This window comes from Paenibacillus lignilyticus (assembly GCF_017942085.1).
Classification (GTDB): Bacteria; Bacillota; Bacilli; order Paenibacillales; family Paenibacillaceae; genus Paenibacillus_Z; species Paenibacillus_Z lignilyticus.
In genome coordinates, this window is sequence record NZ_JAGKSP010000001.1 from 214,026 (window position 1) to 238,713 (window position 24,688).

A 24,688-nucleotide genomic window follows, 5' to 3' on the forward strand; every position below is an offset into this window, starting at 1 on the left:
CTAACTCCCTATTCTGTCGCGTCCGCTTCCGGATTTATTTCCGTATACACTTGTTTCAATTGCGCGATTACCCGCTGCAAGGAATAAACGCGTTTTGCTTTATTCCATGCCGCTCGGGCCATATTGTAGCGGAAGTCTTGATCGGATACGACCTTCTCGAGCGCGTTCGCGAGCGCTGTCGGGTTCTCCGGTTCTACCAATAAACCGTTGATGCCATCGTCGATCTGCTCGGCAATACCGCCAACATTCGTACCGACCAGTGCCAACCAGCATAATGCGGCCTCAGCGAATACGGAACCGAATGCCTCTGCCCGTGACGGCAGTACAAAGACGTCGAAGAAAGGCATAAACTCTTCAGGATGCAGCATGTAGCCATAAAAGATAATGTCATCGTATAAGTTAAGTTTCTGTGCAAGCTGCTCCAGTTCCGGTCTGCTTGGGCCGTCGCCGATGATATGAAGGACGAAATTCTGTCCGCGCGCTTTCAGCTGGGCGCAAGCATGAAGCAGAATATCCAACCCTTTTGCGGGAACAAGGCGGCATACCGTAATCAACTGTACGACCTCGTTCTCGTGAGAAATCGGTTTGAAACGTTTCTCATCAAACCCGTTCGGAATCACCTGAATGCGATCCGCATCGTTTACATAAGGCCGCATATAGCTGCGGAATGCTTCGGAAGGCGTCAATATCCGGTCCGCCTTCAGCTCAAGCTCTTTATAAATTGAAGTTAGGAACCGATGCTCCATACCGCCTTCAATGATTTTGCCGTTCAGAATCAGCTCTCGTTCATAACTGGAATGAATCGTCATCACTAGCGGCGTATCCGGATAAAGCTGTTTCATCACCAGCGCGGGAATCGGATGATGCGCATGAATGAGATCGTAGGATTTCTGAATGCGCAGCTTCGTCCACCAGACGTAATCGCGATATGTTTGCAAATATTTATCGATAATGGGATTACCCTCGTAATAGCTAATATCGAATGTTTCGAACGTAACGGGCTCTTGGCCTTTGCCCCTCACCCGTTTCGGAAGGGAGAATAATTCCATGGGCCAACCAATCTTGTTAAATCGCTCTTGAATGTAAGGAACCATTGAGGACACGCCGCCCGGTTGCTCCGGCGGAAAAAACAATGCCTGCAAAATGTTCATGTGCAAAGCCTCCTCAATCAAACTTGCATGATACTTCTCGACCTGCCAAAAACATGATATACTAGAACATACGTTTCTGTAAAGCTGAGTTAAACACACTTTACGCCATACCTATTTCCTGCGTTTACCCTCTTCTTAGGTGGTCTAAACATGACGATTCTTCAGTGGCTTGCCGGATCGACCGGACAAATTTTCGCATCTGCTTGTGTAATGACCATACTTGTTCTCATGCTCTTTATGGCCGTCAAGCTCTATAAGAGCTACAGACGCAATCGCACCTACTTAATTCTGATCATCGTACTGCCTATTGTTATCTTGCAGAACGGCATTCTCATCGGGCTGTCGTTTCCCGGTCAATCGATATCGCCTTACTTGGATCTGACGCAATCGGTTGTCAGTCTGCTCTCATTTATTATTATAAACTTTGTTTTCATGAAATTGTATACCGGACCCAGCACAAGATTGAAAGGCATGCCTTTTCTGCTTATGTTTATCGGACTGATTCTTGTAGCCGGCGCCCAGATTTCGCTCTCCCCTGAATCCATGAAGGCATCCATCGGAACGACGCAAACTCAGCTGCTGGCCATTGATTTCTACGGACTCATTTTGAACTTTATTATTTTGCTTAATTTACGCGGCATCGATCAACGCTTCAACTACTCGGCCAGTCTGATAGTCTACTTCATTTATCAGCTGTCCGATTTGGCGGACGGCTATGTATTTCACGGGACTGTCCCGATGCTTGTCATTCTGAGCCACTTGCTCCCTGTTGTCTATTATACGCTTCTTTTCCTGCTCTTGTTCGAGTGGGTGCTGGAGCGGTTGCTGATGACCTTCCAATCTTCGATCACGGACGGCTTGACAAGCTTGTACAATCGGCGCCATTTCAATAAGAAAGCCGAACAGCTGCTGCGGGATACGAAGCGGATAGCCATCATTTTCTGCGATATCGACAACTTCAAGAAGCTGAATGATACGCAAGGACATCATAAAGCGGACGGCGTCCTTAAACAGGTCGCTGAAATATTGAGAGAAGAAACGGCAAGCATCGGCACGGCCGGCCGATACGGCGGCGAAGAGCTGCTCGGTCTCGTCGCTGCTCCCAACGTAAAGCCGGAGGTCGTAGCGGAAACCATCCGCAGCCGGGTCGAGAAAGAAACAATGGTCACAATCAGCATCGGCGTTAGCGCAAGTCGGGAAGGTGCTTCTATAGGAGAGATTATTAGTCAAGCCGATGAAGCGATGTATCAGTCGAAGACGACCGGTAAGAACAAAGTGACCCTCCACTCCTCGATGCGTCAGCGGACACGCAGCTCCGGTTCCGATGAAACAGCCAAAAAAAGCCCTCAGCAAGCTTAATCCTCTTCGCCGCTGAAGCTCACACAATAAAAGACAGTTCACGCGGTAGGGATACTCCCTCCCATGCATGAACTGTCTTTTTATTAGGATTTATAAGGAATCGGATCGGTCGTTCCTGCTTCGGCGAACCCTTTCAAACGCAGGCGGCAGCTGTCGCACTCGCCACAAGCCTCTGGTTCCCCGTTATAGCATGAGGTAGTCAGGTTATAAGGAACGCCCATACGCATACCTTCTGCAACGATGCCGGCTTTCGTTAGATGAATGAGCGGCGTCTCGATGGAAATCGGCTTGCCTTCTACACCTACTTTAGTCGCGATTGCAATAACCTCTTCCACCTTCGCGATGAACTCCGGACGGCAATCCGGGTAACCGCTGTAATCCAGCGCATTTACGCCGATGTAGATCGCTTCAGCGCCAACGCTTTCCGCAAACGATGTAGCAATGGACAAGAACAATAGGTTACGTCCGGGTACATAGGTAACCGGAATTTCGCCGACTTCATCCGGAACCGGATCCGCCCCCATCTTAGGCACGTCGATCGTGTCGTCCGTCAGTGCGCTTCCGCCAAAATCACGCAAGAAGCCAAGCTCAATGATTTTGAAGCGATCGCTTACGCCATAAAACTCAGCAACCGCGCGTGCATTGTTCAGCTCCATAATATGACGCTGTCCGTAGTTAAATGTGATCGGGTATAGCTCGTACCCCGCTTCTTTGGCATATCCCATGCAAGTCGTACTATCCAAACCGCCGCTCAATATAATAACCGCTTTCTTCATATCCCTTACACACCTCTCTTAGCCGGGTCCCAAATAATCTTATGCAGCTGTAAGTTCAGCTTCACGCCTGTTAGTCCGCTTGCGAGCATCTTCTCCACCAGCTTCGCCGGCGGCATGCTTTCCCACACGGGACTAAACAGCGCAAGCGCAGCTGTCGGATAATCCTTCAGCGTTTGCACAGCAGCATCAAAGTCTCGGTCCGTAGCAATTACAAATTTCACTTCATCCTGCTCCCGCAGCAATGCGAAGTTATCATGCAGCATCGCGAAATTCTCCCCCGAATCCGGAAGCTTATAATCCATAATGTATCGAGCTTTTGAAGAATGGATATCGCGAAGGAACGGTGCAAGATCAATCGCTCCGTTTGTCTCCACATGTACATCTTTGATCCGCTCGATATCACATAACGCCTGCAGCAGCGCTGCCGAGCGACTGCCGTATAACAGCGGCTCGCCGCCGGTCATGCAAATATGCTCGGCTTTATATTGCAGTTCCACTTGGGACACAATATCTTCAATCGTCATCGTAAATTCTGCTTCTGCCGGTGGATAGCTGTACTTCGTATCGCACCAAACACAGCGCAAATTACAGCCAAACAGACGTACAAAAACGGTCGGAAACCCGGCACGTGTGCCTTCGCCTTCGACCGTTTCGAAAATTTCCACCATAGGAAGCCGAATGGAGCGCCCCTCAGTCGGCGCTGTATCCTTATCCGGCATTCTCGTCCGCCTCCATCATATCGCGTGTTACAGCCGCATAGCTCGTCGGTGTTTCCCATAAGCGAATTTCTTCAATGCGGATATTCGGATGATGCCCTTCTTCAAGAAGCGCATCGTGGATTTGCTCATAAATCCAAACGACCATGTTCTCTGCCGTCGTATTCATCGGAGGCAGCACTTCGTTCAGATAACGATGATCGAGCTTGTCGATGACCCGCTCTTTCGCAATTCGTTTCATATCGGCAAAATCGATGGTTAGTCCACGATGATCCGTCTTCCCGGACATAATCGTCTGAAGCTTATAAGTATGGCCGTGCAGACTTTTGCACTTGCCTTCATATAAATGCAAATGATGCGCGCTATCAAAAGTAAATTCCTTGGAAACGATCACCCGTCGGTTATGATATCTGAGCTCATGCTCCTGAATATCTTCGCCGAACTGCTCGATATGTTTCGGAATCTCGTAAGTCACGTTCCACACCTTCCCCTTTATGCAATTGCAATATGCAATTATAGCACAAGTTGCAGCTTGTATCCAGATAGGGATTTTTACCTACTTACCGGTAAGCTGCCCTTGTACAACCGTTATCGCCTGACCCGACAACAGTACTCGGTCATTCTGAAGCTCGATGAACAGCTCTCCTCCTCTTGGAGATGCCTGGTAAGCCATAAAGCTGGTCTGGCGCAAACGTCTTTGCCAGTATGGAGCAAGCGCGCAATGGGCTGACCCGGTTACCGGATCCTCGTCGCATCCGGATGCCGGATAGAAGCAGCGTGATACGAAATCATAATCGCCCGGCTTGCCCGTTCCTTTGCTTGTCACGATAATCCCTCTGGCTTCTACCTTTGCCAACATTGCATAATCAGGCTTTAATGTCTGAACGGTCTGGACGCTGTCGACCTCAACCAAAAAGTCCATACGGTTCTTCCCCACATACCTTGGAATTAAGCCTAGCCCTTGTATGAGTTCTTCCGGCGCTTTCATCGGTTGAGCGGGCTCAGAAGGAAGATTCAGTCTGATTCCCTCCTCTGTCCGTTCTGCCGTGAGCAACCCGCTGCGTGTATGGAAGGATGCTATACGATCAAGTGCTACATGTTGATTTTCCCATAAGAAATGGGCGCTCGCCAAAGTGGCATGACCGCATAGATCCACTTCTATTGTCGGAGTAAACCAACGCAGATCGTAGCTTCCATCGTCTCTCCGCTGTAAGAAAGCAGTCTCGGACAAATTCATCTCCGCAGCCACGTCTTGCATCCACTGCTCATCACGCACCTCATCAAGCAGGCATACGGCAGCCGGGTTTCCACGGAAGGGTACGGACGTAAATGCATCTACGATCGAAATCGGAATGGACATCGGAACATTCACCTCTTCACCATAATGTTGTTGCCTATCCTACCGCGACTCTGTAAGGAGCAAATAAGAGCAAGCCCTAATCCATAACAGATATGGCCAAGGAGCCACAATAGTAGAGCCGCCAGGTCAGTCGCTGCAGGAACACGATCAGATATCGCAGTTAACGGAAACCAAGTAACCGCCGTAAGTAGTCCGAAAAGGAGTCCAACCATCCAACGCCGGGGAGTTGTCATTCTCTTAGTCAACGATACATAAAGAATGCCGATCGGTACCGAAACGACAAGATGGAGCGCAAGCTCCACGGTTTCCGGCAGTCGATTCGGCATGTTCGGCACCCAATCTATATTCAGCAGCAGCGTGTACACTTGCTTGCCGGTTAAAGATTGGAACCCTTTAAGCACCATAGCGAGCAGCAGACCTGCGATCAGTCCCGCTGTTATGCCTAGCTTGAATCCATTAAGCGGCTTGATCGGCCTTCACCTCTCGTTTGCGCCGATTCACGATGACGATTCCTGCGCTGACTAGCGCCAAAGCTCCCAGTACAGCAGCGGACAGCGGCTCCCCTAGGAACATTGCCGATTGCAGCACACCGAATACCGGAATCAGGAACAGGTACATCGATACGCTGCCTACGCTGTTGTATTTCATAACATTATTCCAGAGCATGAACGCCAGTGCCGATACGAGTGCTAAATGAAGAAGCATGAGCAGCGCGATACCGTCAAAATGAAACGGTGCCAAGCCCGGCTTCCATGCGCCGATGACGGTGAGCACAATTCCGCCGACGAGCATTTGATAGCCGTTAATGTATGGAATGCTGTATGAAGCCGCGGCGCGTTTGGATAGTAAATTCGCAATCGCATTAAACAATGTTGCCGCAATGAGCAATACCTCGCCTAACGAGAAATGCAATCCGCTGTTGCCGTCATGCTTGGATAAGCCGAGCACCAGCAGTCCCAAGAAGCCGACAAGAAGTCCGAGACCTTTAGTACCGTTGATGCGATCATTTTTATACAGGAAATGCGCCAATGCAATTTGGAAGAACGAGATCGTCCCGGCAATGACCGCACCTACGACGCCTGCGCTCTTCGATAATCCCGCATAGAAGAAAATGTATTGCAGAACGGTTTGAAACAACGCAATCGACGCAACCATGCCGCCGCTGCCCCGCTGATATCGAAGCGTTTCCTTCCGGATGAGCATATACGCCAGAATAAGCAGACCTGCCAATGTAAAACGGTAGCCTGCGAATAAAATTTGTTCCAGCGTGTCATGCGAGCCAATGCCCAGCCTTGCGTAACTTAGTTTAATAAACGGATAAGAGCTTCCCCAGAGCAAAGTTGCGCTGATGGAAGCTCCGATTATGCCTAACGGGTGAGTAAAAAATTTGGCTGCTGTCATGATGGATTCCAGTTCTCCTTATTACGGTGCAGGCAGCCAGCTGAACGAAGCTTTATTGTTCTACAATGGGAATCAGCAGTTCGACCTGCTCCTCCTCCAAGTGTTCATCAATATAAAAGATTTCAAGGGATACCGCATTTTCCCTCTTCAACAGCTTCTCCTCGTTCATCCAAGCCGATAGCTGCTCGTAGCCTTCACCGATGCGTTTATTTGTACATGCTGCCATGGCGTAGGTGCGCTGCGGAATTGTAAATTGCACCATGCCATCCGGCACCTGACTTAGATGTGGGACCTCAAAACATGCCCAATACGTCGCAAATACTTCGTTGCCGAAATAAGGACTGTAAAGCACGGTTGTCTTTACTTCGCCTTCAATTTCATGCTTTCTGGAGAGAAACTCGCTTTGCAGATGAATCGCTTCATCCGGAAACGATGAATATGGACCGCAGTAGCTGATTCCGACCATGTTTAAGGCAGGTTTCGTAACTAAAGTGCAATTATGCATCGCGAATGACCTCCCACAAAGTGTAGTACGCTTTTAGGTTGACCCGTAATCAGTTTACCATGTCCACGGGTTCGTTTGGTAACTATTTATTGCCTTTCTTACGGATATATGACAAACAAAAAAGCAACCATCCTGAGCGGAATTGTTTGCTCTCCAATTATCAATCAATTAGTTCTGTTGGACGATATGCGTGAGTTCATGACTGAGCAGCTGAAGCCCACTTGCCGTAGCCGGTTTGTATTCGCCTTGACGGAAGAAGATATCGTTGCCGGTTGTGAACGCTCTTGCGCCGACCTTCTTCGCGAGATCATCTGCTGCATTGTCCGTGTGAATGGAAACCTTGCTGAAATCTGCGCCGAAGGAATCTTCAAGCTGCTTGCGCAGACGATCAGGCAGGGGCTGTCCCTTGCCGCGAAGCTCGTTTATCGTTTCCTCCACGCCCGGGCTGGCTTCTTTAGGAGCGCCATCCTCCGAACGCTGGATAACCGAGAACGGATCACGCTTCAGCTGCAGCTCTTCTTCTTCGCTCTCGCCCTGCTCCTCACGCTGAATCGCTCCGGCGCTGTCGGCCTTCAGCTGCAGCTCTTCTTCTTCGCTCTCGCCCTGCTCCTCACGCTGGATCGCTCCGGCGCTGTCGGCCTTCAGCTGCAGCTCTTCTTCTTCGCTCTCGCCCTGCTCCTCACGCTGAATTGCTCCGGCGCTGTCGGCCTTCAGCTGCAGTTCTTCTTCTTCGCTCTCGCCCTGCTCCTCACGCTGAATTGCTCCGGCGCTGTCGGCCTTCAGCTGCAGCTCTTCTTCCTCGCTCTCGCCCTGCTCCTCCGTCCGCTGAGCAGCCGACTCGCCATCCTTTGAATCGGACTGCAGGTCGCTAGCTACGCGAAACGCGACTTGATCCGCTTCCAGCTCGTACGCATCGGTTGGCTGATTGACCGTCATTTTGGCCATGATTGGCTTTCCGGCACCTGCGTTCAGCTGTCTGGCAGCCGAGTTGCCTATCGATCGCTGCAGCGTGTGCATGTCTGCTGCCTGGAGCGGCGCTCCGCTAGCCAGTGCACGCTGCACTTGAGCCATGGAATTGAATTTGGCACGTTGGGCCGGAGCTTGCTCAAACGTGCTTTTGTCCATTTTACGAATCGATTTGCCTGAACCGAAAGTTCTCACTGAAAGATTTCCTCCCCGAATCCGCTAACAAGCCGCTTTTCTCTTAATATACCATAATTTATTAAAAGTTTCGCCACGATTCACTAGTTTCTGCAGCCATCCTACGGATGCGCTCTTGCGCAATACACATCGAATCCGCACGCGGCGAGCCCAGTTTGGCTAGTTTCACCGCTGTGAGTTCCATTTCTGAACTCTCAGCTCTACTTCGACGCGGTTTCGAAGGTGAAAGTTCGTTTTTCGAACGCTCAACCCCTCACACGAGCCCAGATTGGCTAGTTTCACCTCTGAGAGTTCCATTTGTGAACTATCAGTTCTATTTCGACACGGTTTCGACGGTGAAAGTTCGTTTTTCGAACGCTCACCATTCGGCTGAAGCCGTTTGGGATGATTTCTGGGGCTGAGAGATGGATTTCCCTACTCTCAGCTCTTTTTTGTGCCGTTTCACCGCTGAGAGTCGGATTTGCCGACTCTCAGCCTTCGGCTGGGGCTGTTTGGGATGGTTTCTGAAGCTGAGAGATGGATTTTCCTACTCTCAGCTCTTGTATTGTTCAGATTCGCCGCTGAGAGTCGGATTTTCCGACTCTCAGCCCTCGGCTGGGGCTGTTTGGGATGGTTTCTGAAGCTGAGAGATGGATTTTCCTACTCTCAGCTCATGTATTGTTCAGATTCGCCGCTGAGAGTCGGATTTTCCGACTCTCAGCCCTCGGCGGCTAGCCTTTTGGGAGAGTTACTGGAGTCGAGAGGCGGATATTAGTAAGTTTGTCCGCTGAGCGTTCCATTTCTGAACTCTCAGCTCTACTTCGACGCGGTTTCGACGGTGAGAGTTCGTTGTTCGAACGCTCAACCCCCTTACACGAGCCCAGAATAGTAAGTTTCTTCGCTGAGCGTTCCATTTCTGAACTCTCAGCTCTACTTCGACGCCTGTTTCGACGGTGAGAGTTCATTTTCGAACTCTCAACTCCTTCTTAGCGCCTAACCGCGTCCGCCTGCTCCAAACAAAAAGCTGCCTCAAAAGTCACGATCAACTTTTGAGGCAGCATATTAGCGTTCGATTAGCGACGGACAGAGCCGTGCGGATCGATTACGAACTTCTTGGAAGCACCTTGATCGAATGCCGAGTAAGCTTCCGGAGCTTGATCGAGCGAGATCAGTGTCGCGTTGACCGCTTTCGCAATTTGCGCTCTGCCGCTAAGAATTGCCGTCATCAGATCGCGATTATATTGCATAACCGGCGTTTGACCTGTGACGAACGTATGGGATTTCGCCCAGCCTAAGCCGAAACGGATTTTGAGTGTGCCGATTTTAGCATCCTCATCCACCGCACCCGGATCGCCAGTTACATACAAGCCCGGAATACCCAGTCTACCGCCGGCACGCGTAACTTCCATGATGGAGTTCAGCACAGTTGCTGGTGCTTCACCATGCGATTTACCGTGACCATGCGCTTCGAAGCCTACGCAGTCAACAGCGCAATCCACTTCCGGCACGCCTAGAATTTGGTCGATTTGTTCAGCCAAGTTCGCATGCTCACGCAAGTTGACGGTTTCACAACCGAAGCTTCTGGCTTGAGCAAGACGTTCGCTGTTCAGATCGCCGACGATAACAACAGCTGCGCCAAGCAATTGAGCGGAGTGAGCCGCAGCAAGGCCGACAGGGCCTGCGCCTGCGATATAAACCGTGGAGCCCGGCTTCACGCCTGCGCTAACCGCACCATGGTAACCCGTTGGGAAAATATCGGAGAGCATGGTCAAATCAAGGATTTTCTCCATTGCGCGTTCTTTATCCGGGAACTTCAGCAATTGGAAGTCCGCATAAGGCACCATTACATATTCCGATTGGCCGCCGACCCAGCCGCCCATATCTACGTAGCCGTAAGCCGAGCCCGGACGATCCGGATTCACGTTCGAACATACGTTAGTGTTGCGTTCTTTACAGTTACGGCAGCGTCCGCAGGCAATATTGAAAGGCACGGATACGAGATCGCCTTTCTTGATAAACTCTACATCGCGGCCGACTTCAATAACCTCGCCCGTGATTTCATGACCCAGCACGAGACCGCTCGGTGCTGTTGTACGACCGCGCACCATGTGCTGGTCACTTCCGCATATGTTAGTAGTAATTACTTTAAGGATGACGCCGTGATCGCATTTTCTGCCGACATTAAGCGGATTAACACCGGGGCCGTCACGCAAAACCAGATCAGGATAAGAAATATCCCGTACTTCAACTTTACCGGATTCTACATACACTACTGCACGATTTCCTGCCATTCGTCAGCCTCTCCTCTTATACTGGAATAAATAATCAGAAAAATATCACCCTATCATTGTAATCGCTTGCAGGTTGAAAAGCTATGCTTATTCTCCTGTTTTTCACAATCCGTATAAACCGTTCCAATTTCAGCAATTCCTCAATTTGGGCTATACTGTATCTATGAAGGCAGGCAATTCATAGTTGATGCTGCCAGGCACATGCGACGCCACTATTTAGCTTAAAGGAGAACAAATATGACCGAGATTTGGGAATCGAGTTTTGTTCAGAATCAAATGATGTGGGGCTTTGAGCCTGCAGATGCTGCTATTGTGACGAAGGACTTTTTCCTTGCGGAGAAAGTAAAAGATATATTGATCCCCGGCATTGGATATGGTAGAAACGCAAAGGTTTTTATAGACAACGGCATTCATGTAACGGGGATTGAGATATCACAAACCGCGATTGATCTGGCACGGCGGGAAGGTCTCGCTATCGATATTTATCATGGATCCGTAACGGAGATGCCGTTTGATAACAAGCTCTACGACGGTATTTTTAGCTATGCATTAATTCACCTATTGAATAAGCAGGAAAGAGCGAAGTTTATTCAAGATTGCTGCAACCAATTAAAACCCGGCGGTTATATGATTTTTACTGCGATTTCGAAAGACGCCCCCATGTTTGGGAAAGGCATACAGCTGGATAAAGACTATTTCGAGATTATGGATGGCATGAAAATGTTTTTTTATGACGCCGACTCCATCCAGCAAGAATTTGGGCATGTCGGACGCTTAGAATTATCGGAAATTGTGGAGCCCCATAAGAATATGGAAGGTAAACCACCCTTTCCATTCATCATGATTAAATGTCAAAAATAAAGGGAACTCTTGACGAGTTCCCTTTATTTCCGTTTCTATATCCTACTCAATCAGCCTGTTTGAGCGATCATCTGCTCCAGCATACGGACGCGGGCGAGCGATGCTTTCAGCAACCCCATTCCAATCTCGGGATGAAGCCGAATGAGCTTCGCCATTTCTTCGCCCAGCAATGTCAAGATGCGAACTTCCCCTACGGATCGAGCCGTCGTTGTAGCTGCCGTCGCATCGATGGCCGACGTTTCGCCGAATACATCCTTCGGACCAAGCTCGGCAATCATCCCGTGCTTACTGCCCGACGCCAGCAACTGCACAGAACCTTCCACGATTACGCCCAGCTTATTGTTGATCTCCCCGCTGGCGACCAATCGGGTACCGGCCGAATGTTTTTCTTCCACCGCAATACCGGCGATATAACCGAGCTCCTCCAATGATAGATCACTGAAGAACGGCACTTGCTTCAAAAATACAACTTTATCCAGCATCCCCATTAACGCCTGTTGTCCACTCAACGGTTCGTTCTCCTCTCGTCGCAGCGCATCGGAAGCAAGCAGCTGCAGCCACATATCCTGTAAACCGGCCGCTGCTCGGAGCACTTGAATGGCCTGTTCATGAGGCATATCGGTATGCGGAGCGCTCCAGCCTTGGAACAAAGCGAGCAGTGCGGCGGTCAACCGTTTGTCCGCCGATCCTTCGGCCAATGCTTCGAGCCCGCTCTCTCTGATCTCCTCGTCCTCATCCTCAATCGCTCTGCGAACTGCGATTACTACATCCCCTTCGGCAATTCGTTCCATAACGGTCCAAACCCCATCGAGCAGGAAGGATTTGTGCTCGGTCAGACGCATCCGCGCCAGCTCCGCCCTTGTGCTTAGCTCCATTTTGTACAAGGCCGCCTCTATATCGCGACTCTTCCATAACTCCTCCAGCTTCAATAGCGCAGCTCCCAGCAGCTCCGACTGGCATTCCGCTTCATCCAGCAGGGCTGCAAGCGCGCGAATCGCAGCACTCCATACCTTCGGCTGAGCTTGCTGCAGGACATCCGTCAGCGGTTCGATGGCGCCGCTTCCCATGGCGATGAAAGCATCTATCGTAACCTCATATAAAGCCGGCTCTGCCCACTCCAGCTGCTCTAGCAGCCACGGAATAGCGGCGAAATGCCTCAGTTTTCCCATACAGGCAATGGCCTCGGCCCGAACGGCAGGGTCGGTATGGCCAAGCAGCTGCTCGACATCCGGTAGAAAACTGTACATTTCCAGTTCGGCAATAACGCGGCAGATGTAGACGGTCTGTTCTCCGCCTTCTTTCAAGTATCGCTGAATGACCTCGTAACAAGCTTCGAAGCTTTGTTCATATTGCAAATAATAGAGTGCTTTGACCGCTTCGGCTACGACCTTAGGGCTCGAATCGAGCAGCTTCAGCCTGACGAAATATACGGCTTGATGCCGCATATGATCAGCTCTGCCTAACAAACGGACACCGGCAGCCCGCACCTCATAGTCGGGATCCTCCAGGAATGAAGCTACTTTGACCAAAGCTTGGAGCTCTGCCCGTTCGAGATTCATCGCCCTTAGCGAAGCGATACGAATACGAGCGCTGCGATCATCTACCAGAGCCAGCAGCTTCGGCAGATAGGTATCATCTCCGGTTCGGCCAATCATCCCAAGTGCGACCTCGCGGGCATAGTCATTGCTGTTCGCCAGCAGTTGATCCAGCATCAGTGGCGATTTGTTCTCTCGCATATACTCATCGAAGGCCAATGCGAGATCCTGCCTCGTATCCGACATCGTCTGAACGCTGCGAATCAATTCCCGAATGTATAAGGATTTGCCGATGTAAGTCAGCAGCACGAGCAGTACGGCTCCGCCTCCTCCGATCCAAGCAAGCAGCCTTAGACTAAGCCCAAGCTCAGCATGCAGCGATTGCAGGAGTGCCCCAATCAGAATACCTGACGACGCCGCAACCCCCTGTGCAATATAGCGGTATCCATCTCGCTGAAGCATCGGCAGCAGCTTGAAGAACAGCTGATTGGCAGGCTCCGCGAAGTAATAGAGCAATAGATAGAGGAACATGTACCCGATCGACAACGAATAGAGGATAAACGATGTTCCGAACGTAGCCGCCGCTGCCACAAACCCACAAGTAAATACAATCGCGATCGCAGGCAGCATGTTACTTTGTCCAAGCCAAGCCATTAAGCGATTCGAGAAGAGCTGAAGCAGCAACGCAATCGTAAACAGCAGCGTGGTCATAAGTCCGAAGAAGGAAGCAAACTCCGATTCGGTCTTGTAGATCGTACGAGTCACATTCAGAAAGACATATTCCATCAAGAAATACAAGGCTGGCATTAACGTCATAATCCCGATTGCTACCAGCAAATAAGGCGTGGTGAACGAGCGTTTGAGATAATCTCCGGGAGACAGTCCACCTTCTACAGCTCCAGATGCCACGCTTCGCTCCTGCTTCAACGTCAGCGGAACTAGGTAGTTTGCAATAGATTTCCAATAGTTCACTCCGCCTGCCAGGAGGAAGAGCGGCGCTAACATGTAAACTGCATCTGCACCCAGCCATTTGCTCACAACCTGCGCAAGCCCCCCTGCAGCAATGCCGCCAAGCGCGGCAGAGGAGACAAAGACAGGCATCAGCCGTTTGGCTTGCTGAGTCGGACATAGATCTACCGCCAGACTCCAGAGCAGTATCGTTTGCTGCCTTACTACGAAGCTGGAGCTAAGGAACAGAAACGGATAATAGGCGCGCGGACTGATGTCCATGCTGTTAAACAGAAGCAATGCGACCGCATTAACGCCGATAATGACGCCCATGATGGCAAAGAGCGTACGCATGAGCTGCGGTTTGGTGAGACGGCTCGTCAGCCACGACATCAACCAAGCCTCGAGCGGCATGATAACCGCTTCCGCTCCGTACACATAAGGCAAATATTCACTTCCGAAGCGCTGGTTGAACAAGGTCATATACCCGTTATAGTTCAAGAGCTCTGAAATGCCGCACAGAAAAAAAACAGGCGCCATCAATGCCAGCTTTCGCCGATCCTCGAATTTGACGCCGATCCATCGCAGTAACATTGCATTCATCGTTTAAGCACCATTTTACTTCTGTATTTGTTTACGCTCATGATCCGATAATTTCCTCGTAACGGATGCTGTTCAGTTTTAGGCTGTAGATTAACCGGTCTTCCCCTTCAAAATAATAATCGGGACAGCGGCCTGCCAGCGTAAAACCTTGACGCTCAAACAATCTGCGCACCGGCATGTAAATATCCGTGTCGCAAGTATACGTCAATATGTAACGAGCTGCCCTGGAACGCAGCACCTCGATCATGTCGGTCAGCAGCAGTGAGGCGATGCCGTGATTGCGGTACTTCTTATGGACGACAAGATAATCCAAGTAGTAACCGCCCGTCTGCTGTTCATTTTGCAAATACCCGATTACGCCGATCATTTCGTTCTGTTCATTTTGAACAAAACGGTATTCATAGTCGGATGTCAGCGCATGGAGCGGATTGGTCAGATAATGCTGGATTTCACCCGGCGTATGGTTGACATCGTCGAACGAGTCATCCGACAGAAAGAACGAGCTGATTTTCCTTGCTTCTACTTCCAGCTTGAGCGGTCGCACCTGAAAGATCGTTTGTCGTATCATTCGTTAATCCTCCCTTCGCCTTATGAAACGGCCAGCGTCCCATTCCAATCGACAGCAGTGCCCCTTTGGAAATATTCATCGCATAGATAGAAGTACAGCTTGGCTGTTTTATCGAGACGGTTCCACTTAATCACTTCAACGAAGGTCTCCCTAGCATCGAAGAACCGGCCTTCCTGATACAGCTGAATGCCCCGCTCGAACAGCTTCTTCGTCTTGTCCTTACCGGAGCGAAGCGCCTCCGTATCGCCTTCATAGACATCGTAAAGCTCGATTGGATCTGGATTGCCTTCGATATGAACGCGGCCAAGCCAGCGGAATTGGAACCGTTCCGGCGCTTCCATCGACTCCAACGCGGATCGCGTCACAAGAATGGAAACCCCCAGCGTCTCCGAAAGCTCTTCCAAACGCGAGGTCAACGTCACATCGTCCGAAATGACATTGCTCTCCATCTTCGTCTCTTCTCCGATAATACCGAGCATAAGCGGCCCTTTATGAATCGCGATGCCGATTTCGACCGGAATATAATTCACTTTGGCTCTGTGACCGTTATAGACGAGCAATTCTTTCCGAATGGCGATTGCCGCTTTAATCGCATCCTCGGTTCGACTCGGGAACAAGGTCATGAACCCTGCACCCAGGTAATTGCTAATGAGACCGTTCTCCTTACGCACAAGAGGTCCGAAGCGACTCAGAAACGAGTTCATGAAATTGAAATTCTCTTTGGGCGTCAACCCTTTCGACATTTCATAGAACTGTCTCAGCTTCGTCACCATGACGACCATGTTCTGCTGCACCTGATCGCCGAGATGCACATCGAGAATGCCTCGTTTGCCCAAATATTTAAATACCTGCTGAGGCACGAAGCGGAACGATGCCTCGCTGAAAGCTGTGATATCGCTGATATATTGCCGAATATGGCGCACCATGAGATTAAACTGCTCACCGAGGTCTGCTACTTCATCGCGCGAGCGAATATGGACTTCTGCGTCCCAATTGCCATTCGTAATATCGGTAACGCTCTTGCGCAGCTTCCGCAAGGACGCGAGCAGGAAGTAGGACGATAACATAAAGACTAATAGGATGAGTACCGTAATGATCGTAATATTTTTGAATATCGTTTGATTAATCGTCGCATTCTCCGCCCGTAAGACGTTCAAATCGCGGCCAGTCTCGTAAATGCCGACAATATCGCCTTTCGAGTTGTACACCGGCGCAATCGCATAGGTCCATTGCCCATTCGCATCTACCCAGCTGCCGCTCATGACCTGCCCCTGCTCTACGACAGGAAGGTTGTCCTCCGATAACGGGAACGGTTTAAACATGTTTACGCCATCGTCATCATCTGCAATGATATAGAGCTTGCCGTTCTCGTATTTGTAAACCGTGCTGTACAAGCCTCTGCGGTCAATGCTGTTATCATGCTGGAACAGCACGTTCATGCGCTTTTTGATCTCTTGATAGTCAGCGCTCATGAAATCATTCGGTGATGTGAGCTTCTCCAGCCGATCCCCATCGATGATGTATTTGCCGCTCTGCGCCAGCACAGACAGTTCTCGCTTCATTTCCTCTTCCATTTTGCCGGAGAAACCGTCGTAGATGGAATTAGAAAGCAGCACCATTGATATCGTAACCAGAGGTACAAAAACGACCATTTGCTTGAGGAAAAACGAAATGCGACGGCGCATGATATGGATGTACACAAGACGCGCCGATGCTGCCAGCAACAGCAAACTTGCGGCGGCGGCACCCCAGACGAGCCACTGCTGCGTTCGTTCTTGATTGCTGAAATGCAGCTGTGCAAAAGACGGCGTTACTGCCCCGTTGCTGCTCTGTTTCATCAATCGGTCAGCCAACAGCAGCTCAATGGTCCCATCCGCATGCAGGGAATAGTCCGCAAGCTCCAAGCTCTCCGCTTCCGGAGCAGCCGCTGACAGTGCAGGTTCTTCCAGCAGCAAAGTGATCGGGTTCGCTGTATCAGGCGAAAGTTTCGTTAATGCGTTTATGGATCGATCGATGAACAAGATATTTCCGTTGCCGTCCAGCTTCAGACGCTCCGGGAAGTTTTTGCGTGTTTTCTCCATGCCTGCGACCGGATAGAGCGACTTGCTCGTCCCGTCTGCAGCCACTTGGTAAATCGCGCCTCGCTTAGTTGTGAAATAAATGGAGCCCGGCTCTGTTCCATACACCTCAGAGAGGAATCGGTTTGGCGGGAGTTTAAATGCGAAGGGCTGTGTCCACTTCCCGTTTTCCAGAGAAAGCTGCTTTTGCTGAACTTCGTTTGCCTTGCTTATGTAGAAGGTTAATAGATTATCTTTTATTTGAAGCGCTCTTAGCTGGCCGATTCGCTTGCTCGTCTGGCCGCCTTTCCACATGAAGAGCTGTTTATCGAACTTGCCCTCTTGGGTATAGCGTACAATTTCCTCGGAATCCACATACAAGCCGTATTGATCGAGTACCGTATTGATGGTATAAACCCGGCCCTGCTCATCCACGGCCAGCTCGCTGAAATTGCCGCGATTATTACTCGATTGTTTGATCCTGTACTTAAGCTTGCCATCGCTGTCAATGGCTTGAATTTGCTGCTTCGCATCGCTAATTACGTAGACATCGCCATTGTTTCCGGGTGCAATAGCCGACAAATTCGAAAGTGCAGTCGCATCCTTCGTCGGATTCCGGGTGAGCTCGTTTCGATGCAGAAACAAGTATACCGACAATCCTAGTAAACCGCATAAAAGTATAGTCAACCATAGACGGGGAAAGCTGCTTCTGTTCGAGGATTTAATAGGCCTTTGCTGATTCATCTGTAGGACGCTCCCTTTCAGAGAGAAAAATAGCGATTTACTACCATACTACTACAAAGTGCGCCAAGAGACATCAAAAAACTGCATAATTTCGCCAAAAACCGACATCTCTTATTGAAGCCGGGAAATGCTTTATAGTACTATTAACTATAGAGAATATAGTTCGGAAGACATCATTGAAAGTCTATCAGACAAAGGGGAACGATTATGGGTCAGCTTGTTTGTCAAGGCGCGATGCTGCAGTGCTCATTTGGTGTAGCACCGAGTGCGCTCAACGTCTTGCCCGCGAATCGGGTCATGACTGCGATGCCGATTGCCAACATTATGGACAATAAGCCAATGGTCAATATTATGCCCTTCGGTATGTGCAGCTCGCTCGCGAATCCCCAGGTTGCGGCAGCTACTGCGGCGGCGCTCGGGGCATTGACGCCAATGCCCTGCATCCCGGTTACGGCCGCCCCTTGGGCGCCCGGTTCTCCGACGGTCTTAGTCGCTAATATGCCGGCATTAAACAATTCTTCCAAATGTCTGTGCAACTGGGGCGGCATGATTCAAATTACAGTGCCCGGTCAGTTCACGATCCAGGTGCCCTGATGAAGATGCTGGAGCAATTCCTCAAACCGTTTATTAAACCATTCAAGAAACTCTTCATGATCCCCATGAAGTATGCGAAGCAGCTGCCCAAGTTTCTGCTCGTGTTCCTTGGCAAATGGGTCAAATCGATTCTTAATCCGGCGGAACAATCGGTCAAAAACTATATTCCGTTCGGCCGCTTCTTCATTGCGAAGAAGCTTGTAGTCATCATTGTGCTAGTCGGGCTCGTCATCTTCTATTTCGGCTTCATCAAGCCGCCGAAGATCCTGAATAAGCTGCTTGCACGCACCCCTAAGATTGAAGCAACCGCAGCAAGCTTGGCTTCCTTCACGGGCACGGCCAAGATCGTTAATGCGGATGGTTCGCTGCTCTACGAGGGCGGCATCGCTGCCGGATTATATGAAGGTCCCGGCAAGTTATATAGCAAGGATGGCAAACTCCTCTACCAAGGAGACTTTGCAAAAGGGCTCAAGAACGGCATGGGCGAGCTGTTCGATCAAGACGGCAAGCTGCTCTACCGCGGAACGTTCGCTCTTGATCAATATGGCGGTCCCGGGACTTTGTTCTTCAGCGATGGGAAGACGCATTATGCAGGCGACTTTGTCGGAGGTAAATTCGAAGGCAATGGCACGCTCTACAACGAGCTTGGCGGGATGCTGTATGCAGGCGGTTTCCTGCAAGGCGCTTACGGAGGCGTTGGCAAATCGTACGATACAGGCGGTGCTGTCGTCTATGACGGCAACTGGGCTAACAATGTGTATGAAGGCGCCGGGAAGCTGATGAGGCCGGACCAGACGGTGCAGGTCGAAGGCGAATTCAAGAACGGGGCGCTCTCCGGTGATGGCACCGAATATTATCCCAATGGGGTCGTGAAATACAAAGGCGCCTTCCAGCTTGGTTTATACAACGGTCTCGGCTCCTTGTTCACTGAGAAAGGAACCATAGCTTACACCGGCGGCTTCAGCAGCGGCGTGAAGCACGGAGACGGGCAATCATTCGATATCGCTACGGGAACCGTGCTCTATGCCGGCAAATATAAGAACGGTCGTTATGACGGCGTTGGCGCGCTTAATGACGCGGATGGCAATACCGTGTACAAAGGATTTTTCCAAGGCGGCAAGATCAACCTAGCCGGTTTCATCAGCCTCACACGCAAGAAGCTGCAAGATGTGCTCGGCGAAGCGGATGCTCCGGCTGAAACGGCGGCCACGGAAGGCGCTGAAGAAGCAGGCGCATTGGTTGATCCTCCTGTTGAAGAGCTGGCCCCCGCTGAGGACGGAGCCGGTGCGGTTCAAGATAATGCAAATGGAAGCACTTCAGGTAGCGGTACAGATGCTGGCGCTGGAACTGAATCAAGTCCGGGAACTGAAGCTGATGCAGGAACAGGAACAGGCGGAGATGCCGGTGCGAAAGCAAGCGATGGGAAAGGAGCAGCCAGCACCCCTCCTGTAAGTGATGATAAAGCTGCAGAGGGCGATAAATCAAAACCGGTGAAGACGGCATCTGCCGAGAAGTCGTCGACAACGGAGCAAACTGCGACAACTAACGAGACTTCCACTCCAGAGTCTTCAACTACTGAGCCGCCAACCGCCCCTGAAGAGCTTCCTGCCGGCGATGCTGAGGCGACATTACCAGCCGGTCCATCGTTAATGACCTATGCCGCTTATCAGCTGTCGTTCATGCTGGAGCCGGACGAAGCGAATCCCGAAGAGGCCTATGTAGCCGAGGTGAACCTCTGGAACAAATTCATTATTGCCGAGCTCCTGAAACAAGTCCAAGCCTTGAAGATTGAAGGCAAGAAAGAAACCATCGATGCCGACAAATCCATCATGGTTTATAAGCTCGGCGACTTCTATCTCACCTTTACTTATTTTAAAGCGGAGAAAGTACCGGTCCGACTCAGCGTGACGAAATCGATGCTGCAAACCGAATAATAGCTCCACGGCAAAAAGGCGGCGCAGCGTTCAACCTCTGCACCGCCTTTTTTATTGTCAAATGATCGGAGTGGCAGCTGATTACATGCGTGTCGAGTAAATACTGCATGAAAATGCAACATAAGCAACTATATACGGTAGGGAAGGTAGATATGCTGCGTAATACGCAACATTTAGGCTTTATATGGCTTTTGGGGGCTCGTATTCTAAGAGAATGTTGCCTTTTCGGCAACATTAGTGCTGTATTGCTGTTGGGTAGGGGAATATGTTGCAAATCGTATCGTGCAGTATTTGGAGCACGCTATCCCATGCCAAACAAAAGCTGTCTCAAAAGTCACTACTCCACTTTTGAGACAGCCCTTCACTTTGCATTCCATATCTATTTATCAGTTGATGCCGCTGCTTCCTTCATCCCCGCTTGGATCACCTTCGCAGCTGTCGTTGCTGCCGATTCGACCACTACAGCCGTTTCCGTTCCCGGCAGTTTCTTGAACGCCCACCAGCGCAGCTTGATCGCCGAAGCTTCTGTCGCTTGTCCGAGTTTCATCCCGATGCGGAACGTCCCTTTGCTTGGATAAACCACTGTGCCGAACGTAACGTTAGGCAGCTGGGATTCAAATTCGCTTCCTTTGAACACATCGGAAGATCCATAATATACCTGATCACTTGCTTGCAGCAGATCGGATGTAATATTCACATCCTTATCTTCGAGACCGACCATTACGTAAAGTTGCCCTTCGCCAAGCCCGCTCTCAATTTCGCCTGTCACATAATTCTTCTGCCCGCGAGAGAAGAAATAAAGACCGCTCTTGGCATTCGGCTCCAACTCCACCGTTACCGTACCGGTAGCCATCTCATCTTGCAAATGCTGCGGCTGCGGAACGCCGAGCTTGAAGGAGAATTCACTCCGCTCCGGATTGTAATCCACATCCAGTCGAGGTTCTTCGCCGAACGGCACGGTAAAAGCTTCCGATGAAGTGAAGAACTTAGACAGCTGTTCATTCGTTCCGAAAGCGCCTACTCGCTGCAATAGCGATGGATTGTACACATATTCGCCGAATGGCACGCGCTCGACGCCTTCGATCATATAAGTCGGTCCCATCTGAAGCAAGCTGATCTTCGCGAGACAGATGCTTTGCTCAGCAACGCCATCGACCGCTTGATCCAGCGTCCGATCAAAATAATCCCGCATGATGCGTTCAACCGCCGACTCGCTAATTATCTCAACTTCATGTGTCGGATTACTATCGATCGGAACGCGCAGGTCTCCGATATTTAGGACGAAACTCTGACTATCGATGCGCAGCGATGCTTTCCGCCCATTCGCCCAATTTGCCGCTTTCACGGAATACGTGTAGGTATATTCGGTTTCCTGGCCATCCCCCGGCTCTGAGAACGAAACCAAACCATCCGCCAGCCCGACCGGCGTCAGACCGTCCGCTTCCACTTGATATTCCAGCGAAATGCGCGGTGTTTGCAGCGTTTTCTCTACAACAAGCGTCACATCGACTACCGCTTCCTGTCCTGCATACTTCGGCATACGCTGATAGATGCGAACTTGTCCATCCTGATAGATTGGCGCAATGACCTCAGACAGACGAACATGCTCGAAGGAGGCCGGATCCGGCGCCTCTTCCTTGATAAATAAACGGTAGCTCTCCAGTACGCGATTATATTCGCTGACATCCTCGGATCGAACCGCGGAATTCGCAATCGCATGGACCGGCTCTTTGCCTTTCTCATCATAAGCCGCGTAGAGATAAACGTTCTTCTTATACTCGTTATTCGTGAAACCTTCGATCATCGACAGCTTCAGCGTCGTCGGGGATGGAATAACGATCTCACGGCCGGCATAATCGATTGCCACGCCCATCTCAACCGTAATGGATTTGTCGTCGACCGCCACGACATGCATGCCGGACACGACCCCGCTTCCAACAAGAAGCCGATTCAGCAGACGGCGCTTATCGCCGACATATTTTTGCTCGGATTCGAAATCCCGAACCGTTAGCAGCTTCCCATAGAAATAACGATTCCGTTCAAACGGGTAATACCTGCTTTTTTTCACTCCATCAGCTCCTAATCAATTAGTCGAGGATCATACGTCTGTTCATGCTCTATTCCATCTCTGAATCCAAGCCTAAGCGGGTATGCAGATCAAGCCGTCTGTCGCGGTCGACGTCGACGATGATCGTGTCGCTTGGCATCGAACGGTTCGGATCGATTCGCAGCAGCGACGGCTCCGATAACAAGGTGTTGACCTCCAGATACGTATGCATATCGAGGTACATCCACGGCTGAAGCACAATCAGATGCGCATCCGTAAACGCCGGCTTATGTTCATTGAGCATCCGCTCAAGCATGAGCCTCTGCTTCTCGGTATTCGCCTGTTCTGTCGTGACCAGCACGGAGAAGCTGCAAGGATGCATCCCGTATAATAAATCGGTCAGCTCGCGAAGCTCCGCGGATTCCCGCATCATTTTATATTGAAAATATTCCACGATAAACGGTTTGCTGCCCGTGTAAATCTCGACCATCTTCTCAATTCCCCGACGGGTACCTCTGTACCGGTACAACTGCGGCGCCTCTCGGATGAACCGGCGAATTTGCTCATCGCTCCAATGCTCATCCACCTCGATGCCAAGCCAGCTGCCCAGCCACTTCAAATACGGTCCCTCCGTCAGATCGCTGTCCAAGTGGCGCGGAATATCTTGAACCTGCGTCTCGATACTATCGAACATCGTGCCGAACAGGGCAAGGAATCGTTCTGTGAAACCCGTCGAATCCTCCTGGTAAACGGCAGGCAGATGACTCAAATACGTACTGCGCGGGAATACAACCCGAAGTTTTGAAAGGCAAGGTGTTTTCCGCTCGCTGCCGATCCATTCGATCTTCAGCCACATGTACCGGCCTTTGGCATCGAAGAACAGCGCGTCCTTCGGATTGGTAACCGGCGCCGACCAGAACGATTCCAGCGTTCGCGATTTCTCCAGCATGTCACGGCTCGGATCCCGCAAGAAATCATCCATCGCCATGAATCTGCCGCCGATGATCATCTGCTTCTGATCGGAGCAGAAATACGAGATACGCAGCTGCGTTTCGTCCGGAATGTCCGCTTCCAGCACCATCTTGTGCCACACCGTCTCTGCTTCCGTGCTGTCTAATGCCGTTGTCAGGCAAATGCCTTCGAGGGCGCCCGTTTCCATCCGCTCCATCGTCCTTGGCTGAAGCTCAAGCACCGTGACCGTGCCTTCTTCGGCATTCAGAATATACATGCGGTCGCGTGCGTCGAACATCAGCTTATCCGTTTTGCCCCTGGAACCCGGTACCTTGGTAATGAATTCCCCCGTTTCACCGAGATTCAATACGAACCGATCGTCTTCCCCCTCATCGGCGATATGCCTGGAGTCACCGATGTAGAGCTGATTCATCGAATCGACAGCCAGTCCGGCAAATTTCAAGGATGGGAGAAACATCCGAGAGAGCATGTCCCCTTCATAATTGAAGCCGCGCAGCGTATGCGCCTCACTATCAAACACATACACGCTTCGTTCCTTAGAGACTGCAACGTAGAAGCGCTTATATAAGTAATGCAGCTTCACGGCTGTAGGCAGAACCCACTTCTCCTCCGAAACGATGCCTGCACAATGTCCGTTCCGGTCGATCTTCACAATCCCAATTCCGGTGCCTGCCGGAACGATTAGGTCGCCTGCCGGGTTCCGCTCTACTGCCAGCGGGGTTACCACATAGAAATAATGATCATCAGAAGCCGCGGCGATGGGATAGAGCCCGACTCCATTACATTCGCTTAAGCTCCAATACGTCTGGGAGTTCCCGATGGCATAAGCCGAGCATTGCTGCCTCTCCGGATCCGCCACCAGAAGCGTATCGCCGATGACTGCAAGCAACGATCGGATGCCAAACAGTCCATGACCGCTCGGAAACAGCTTCTCGTGATGATGGTACTCCGAATCATATAGCCAAACGTCACTGGCTGCATCCAGGACATAAAGTCTGCCGTAAGGCCCGATGACGAACTCGTGCACATCGCGGATGCCGTCTAATTCGTTTAGATGCAGTGTGCTGCGAATGCCGTATTTTTGCGTTTGAGTAATGCGAAGTCCGGCCTCTGTCCATTCCAAGTT

General features: G+C 50.7%; 19 protein-coding genes. 4 read left to right on the top strand and 15 right to left on the bottom strand.

Going from position 1 to position 24,688, the window contains the following annotated elements:
• Positions 1-8: 8 nt before the first annotated feature.
• Complete coding sequence (locus I8J30_RS00965) at positions 9-1,151, bottom strand: glycosyltransferase family 4 protein (protein WP_210654613.1); 1,143 nt, start codon at positions 1,149-1,151, stop codon at positions 9-11.
• Between the two features lie 150 nt (positions 1,152-1,301).
• On the opposite strand from I8J30_RS00965, the gene I8J30_RS00970 reads away from it, so the two are divergent.
• Positions 1,302-2,510 carry a GGDEF domain-containing protein gene (locus I8J30_RS00970; RefSeq protein ID WP_210654614.1) on the top strand — a complete coding sequence of 403 codons (1,209 nt, stop codon included), beginning with the start codon at positions 1,302-1,304 and terminating at the stop codon, positions 2,508-2,510.
• An 83-nt stretch (positions 2,511-2,593) separates the two neighbouring features.
• Here the strand turns inward: I8J30_RS00970 and queC are convergent, their stop codons facing one another.
• The 9 genes from queC to fdhA all read right to left on the bottom strand — a co-directional run bounded on the left by queC (position 2,594) and on the right by fdhA (position 10,699).
• A complete protein-coding gene (gene queC, locus I8J30_RS00975) occupies positions 2,594-3,286 on the bottom strand; it encodes a 7-cyano-7-deazaguanine synthase QueC (protein WP_091215130.1) in 693 nt (230 codons plus the stop codon).
• Between the two features lie 5 nt (positions 3,287-3,291).
• The gene (locus I8J30_RS00980) at positions 3,292-4,005 is read right to left on the bottom strand and encodes a 7-carboxy-7-deazaguanine synthase QueE (protein ID WP_210654616.1); all 714 of its coding nucleotides are present in this window, start codon (positions 4,003-4,005) and stop codon (positions 3,292-3,294) included.
• Entirely contained in the window at positions 3,995-4,477 is a 483-nt protein-coding gene (gene queD / locus I8J30_RS00985) for a 6-carboxytetrahydropterin synthase QueD (RefSeq protein ID WP_210654618.1), read from the bottom strand. Before queD ends, I8J30_RS00980 begins: the two co-directional genes overlap by 11 nt.
• Positions 4,478-4,558: 81 nt before the next feature.
• Positions 4,559-5,362 (bottom strand): PhzF family phenazine biosynthesis protein, encoded by an 804-nt coding sequence (locus I8J30_RS00990; RefSeq protein WP_210654620.1) that lies wholly within the window; start codon positions 5,360-5,362, stop codon positions 4,559-4,561.
• A gap of 8 nt (positions 5,363-5,370) precedes the next feature.
• Positions 5,371-5,832: a DUF6789 family protein gene (locus I8J30_RS00995; protein WP_338044806.1), complete on the bottom strand. Its 462-nt coding sequence runs from the start codon at positions 5,830-5,832 to the stop codon at positions 5,371-5,373.
• On the bottom strand, positions 5,819-6,763 hold the full coding sequence (locus I8J30_RS01000) for a DMT family transporter (RefSeq protein ID WP_210654624.1): 945 nt from the start codon (positions 6,761-6,763) through the stop codon (positions 5,819-5,821). Before I8J30_RS01000 ends, I8J30_RS00995 begins: the two co-directional genes overlap by 14 nt.
• A 52-nt stretch (positions 6,764-6,815) precedes the next feature.
• Positions 6,816-7,268 (bottom strand): GyrI-like domain-containing protein, encoded by a 453-nt coding sequence (locus tag I8J30_RS01005; RefSeq protein ID WP_090977979.1) that lies wholly within the window; start codon positions 7,266-7,268, stop codon positions 6,816-6,818.
• Between the two features lie 168 nt (positions 7,269-7,436).
• Positions 7,437-8,429 carry an eCIS core domain-containing protein gene (locus I8J30_RS01010; protein WP_210654626.1) on the bottom strand — a complete coding sequence of 331 codons (993 nt, stop codon included), beginning with the start codon at positions 8,427-8,429 and terminating at the stop codon, positions 7,437-7,439.
• A gap of 1,052 nt (positions 8,430-9,481) precedes the next feature.
• Entirely contained in the window at positions 9,482-10,699 is a 1,218-nt protein-coding gene (fdhA, locus tag I8J30_RS01015; RefSeq protein WP_090977975.1) for a formaldehyde dehydrogenase, glutathione-independent, read from the bottom strand.
• A 237-nt stretch (positions 10,700-10,936) separates the two neighbouring features.
• On the opposite strand from fdhA, the gene I8J30_RS01020 reads away from it, so the two are divergent.
• Positions 10,937-11,560, top strand: coding sequence for a class I SAM-dependent methyltransferase (locus tag I8J30_RS01020; RefSeq protein WP_210654628.1), 624 nt, complete (start codon positions 10,937-10,939; stop codon positions 11,558-11,560).
• Positions 11,561-11,610: 50 nt separating this feature from the next.
• Here the strand turns inward: I8J30_RS01020 and I8J30_RS01025 are convergent, their stop codons facing one another.
• Genes I8J30_RS01025 through I8J30_RS01035 form a run of 3 tightly spaced genes read right to left on the bottom strand, consistent with a single transcriptional unit; the run spans position 11,611 to position 17,916 of the window.
• A complete protein-coding gene (locus tag I8J30_RS01025) occupies positions 11,611-14,646 on the bottom strand; it encodes a cyclic nucleotide-binding domain-containing protein (protein WP_210654630.1) in 3,036 nt (1,011 codons plus the stop codon).
• Positions 14,647-14,683: 37 nt separating this feature from the next.
• Complete coding sequence (locus tag I8J30_RS01030; RefSeq protein WP_210654632.1) at positions 14,684-15,214, bottom strand: GNAT family N-acetyltransferase; 531 nt, start codon at positions 15,212-15,214, stop codon at positions 14,684-14,686.
• Between the two features lie 20 nt (positions 15,215-15,234).
• Entirely contained in the window at positions 15,235-17,916 is a 2,682-nt protein-coding gene (locus tag I8J30_RS01035) for an adenylate/guanylate cyclase domain-containing protein (protein ID WP_210654634.1), read from the bottom strand.
• Positions 17,917-18,222: 306 nt separating this feature from the next.
• Between I8J30_RS01035 and I8J30_RS01040 the strand changes: the two genes are divergently transcribed.
• Both I8J30_RS01040 and I8J30_RS01045 read left to right on the top strand, forming a co-directional pair.
• Entirely contained in the window at positions 18,223-18,609 is a 387-nt protein-coding gene (locus I8J30_RS01040; protein WP_091215108.1) for a DUF4280 domain-containing protein, read from the top strand.
• 5 nt (positions 18,610-18,614) lie between these two features.
• Entirely contained in the window at positions 18,615-20,543 is a 1,929-nt protein-coding gene (locus I8J30_RS01045) for a hypothetical protein (RefSeq protein ID WP_210654636.1), read from the top strand.
• A 379-nt stretch (positions 20,544-20,922) separates the two neighbouring features.
• Here the strand turns inward: I8J30_RS01045 and I8J30_RS01050 are convergent, their stop codons facing one another.
• Both I8J30_RS01050 and I8J30_RS01055 read right to left on the bottom strand, forming a co-directional pair.
• Complete coding sequence (locus I8J30_RS01050; RefSeq protein WP_210654638.1) at positions 20,923-22,611, bottom strand: hypothetical protein; 1,689 nt, start codon at positions 22,609-22,611, stop codon at positions 20,923-20,925.
• A 49-nt stretch (positions 22,612-22,660) separates the two neighbouring features.
• Complete coding sequence (locus I8J30_RS01055) at positions 22,661-24,685, bottom strand: phage tail protein (RefSeq protein WP_210654640.1); 2,025 nt, start codon at positions 24,683-24,685, stop codon at positions 22,661-22,663.
• Between the last annotated feature and the right edge of the window lie 3 nt (positions 24,686-24,688).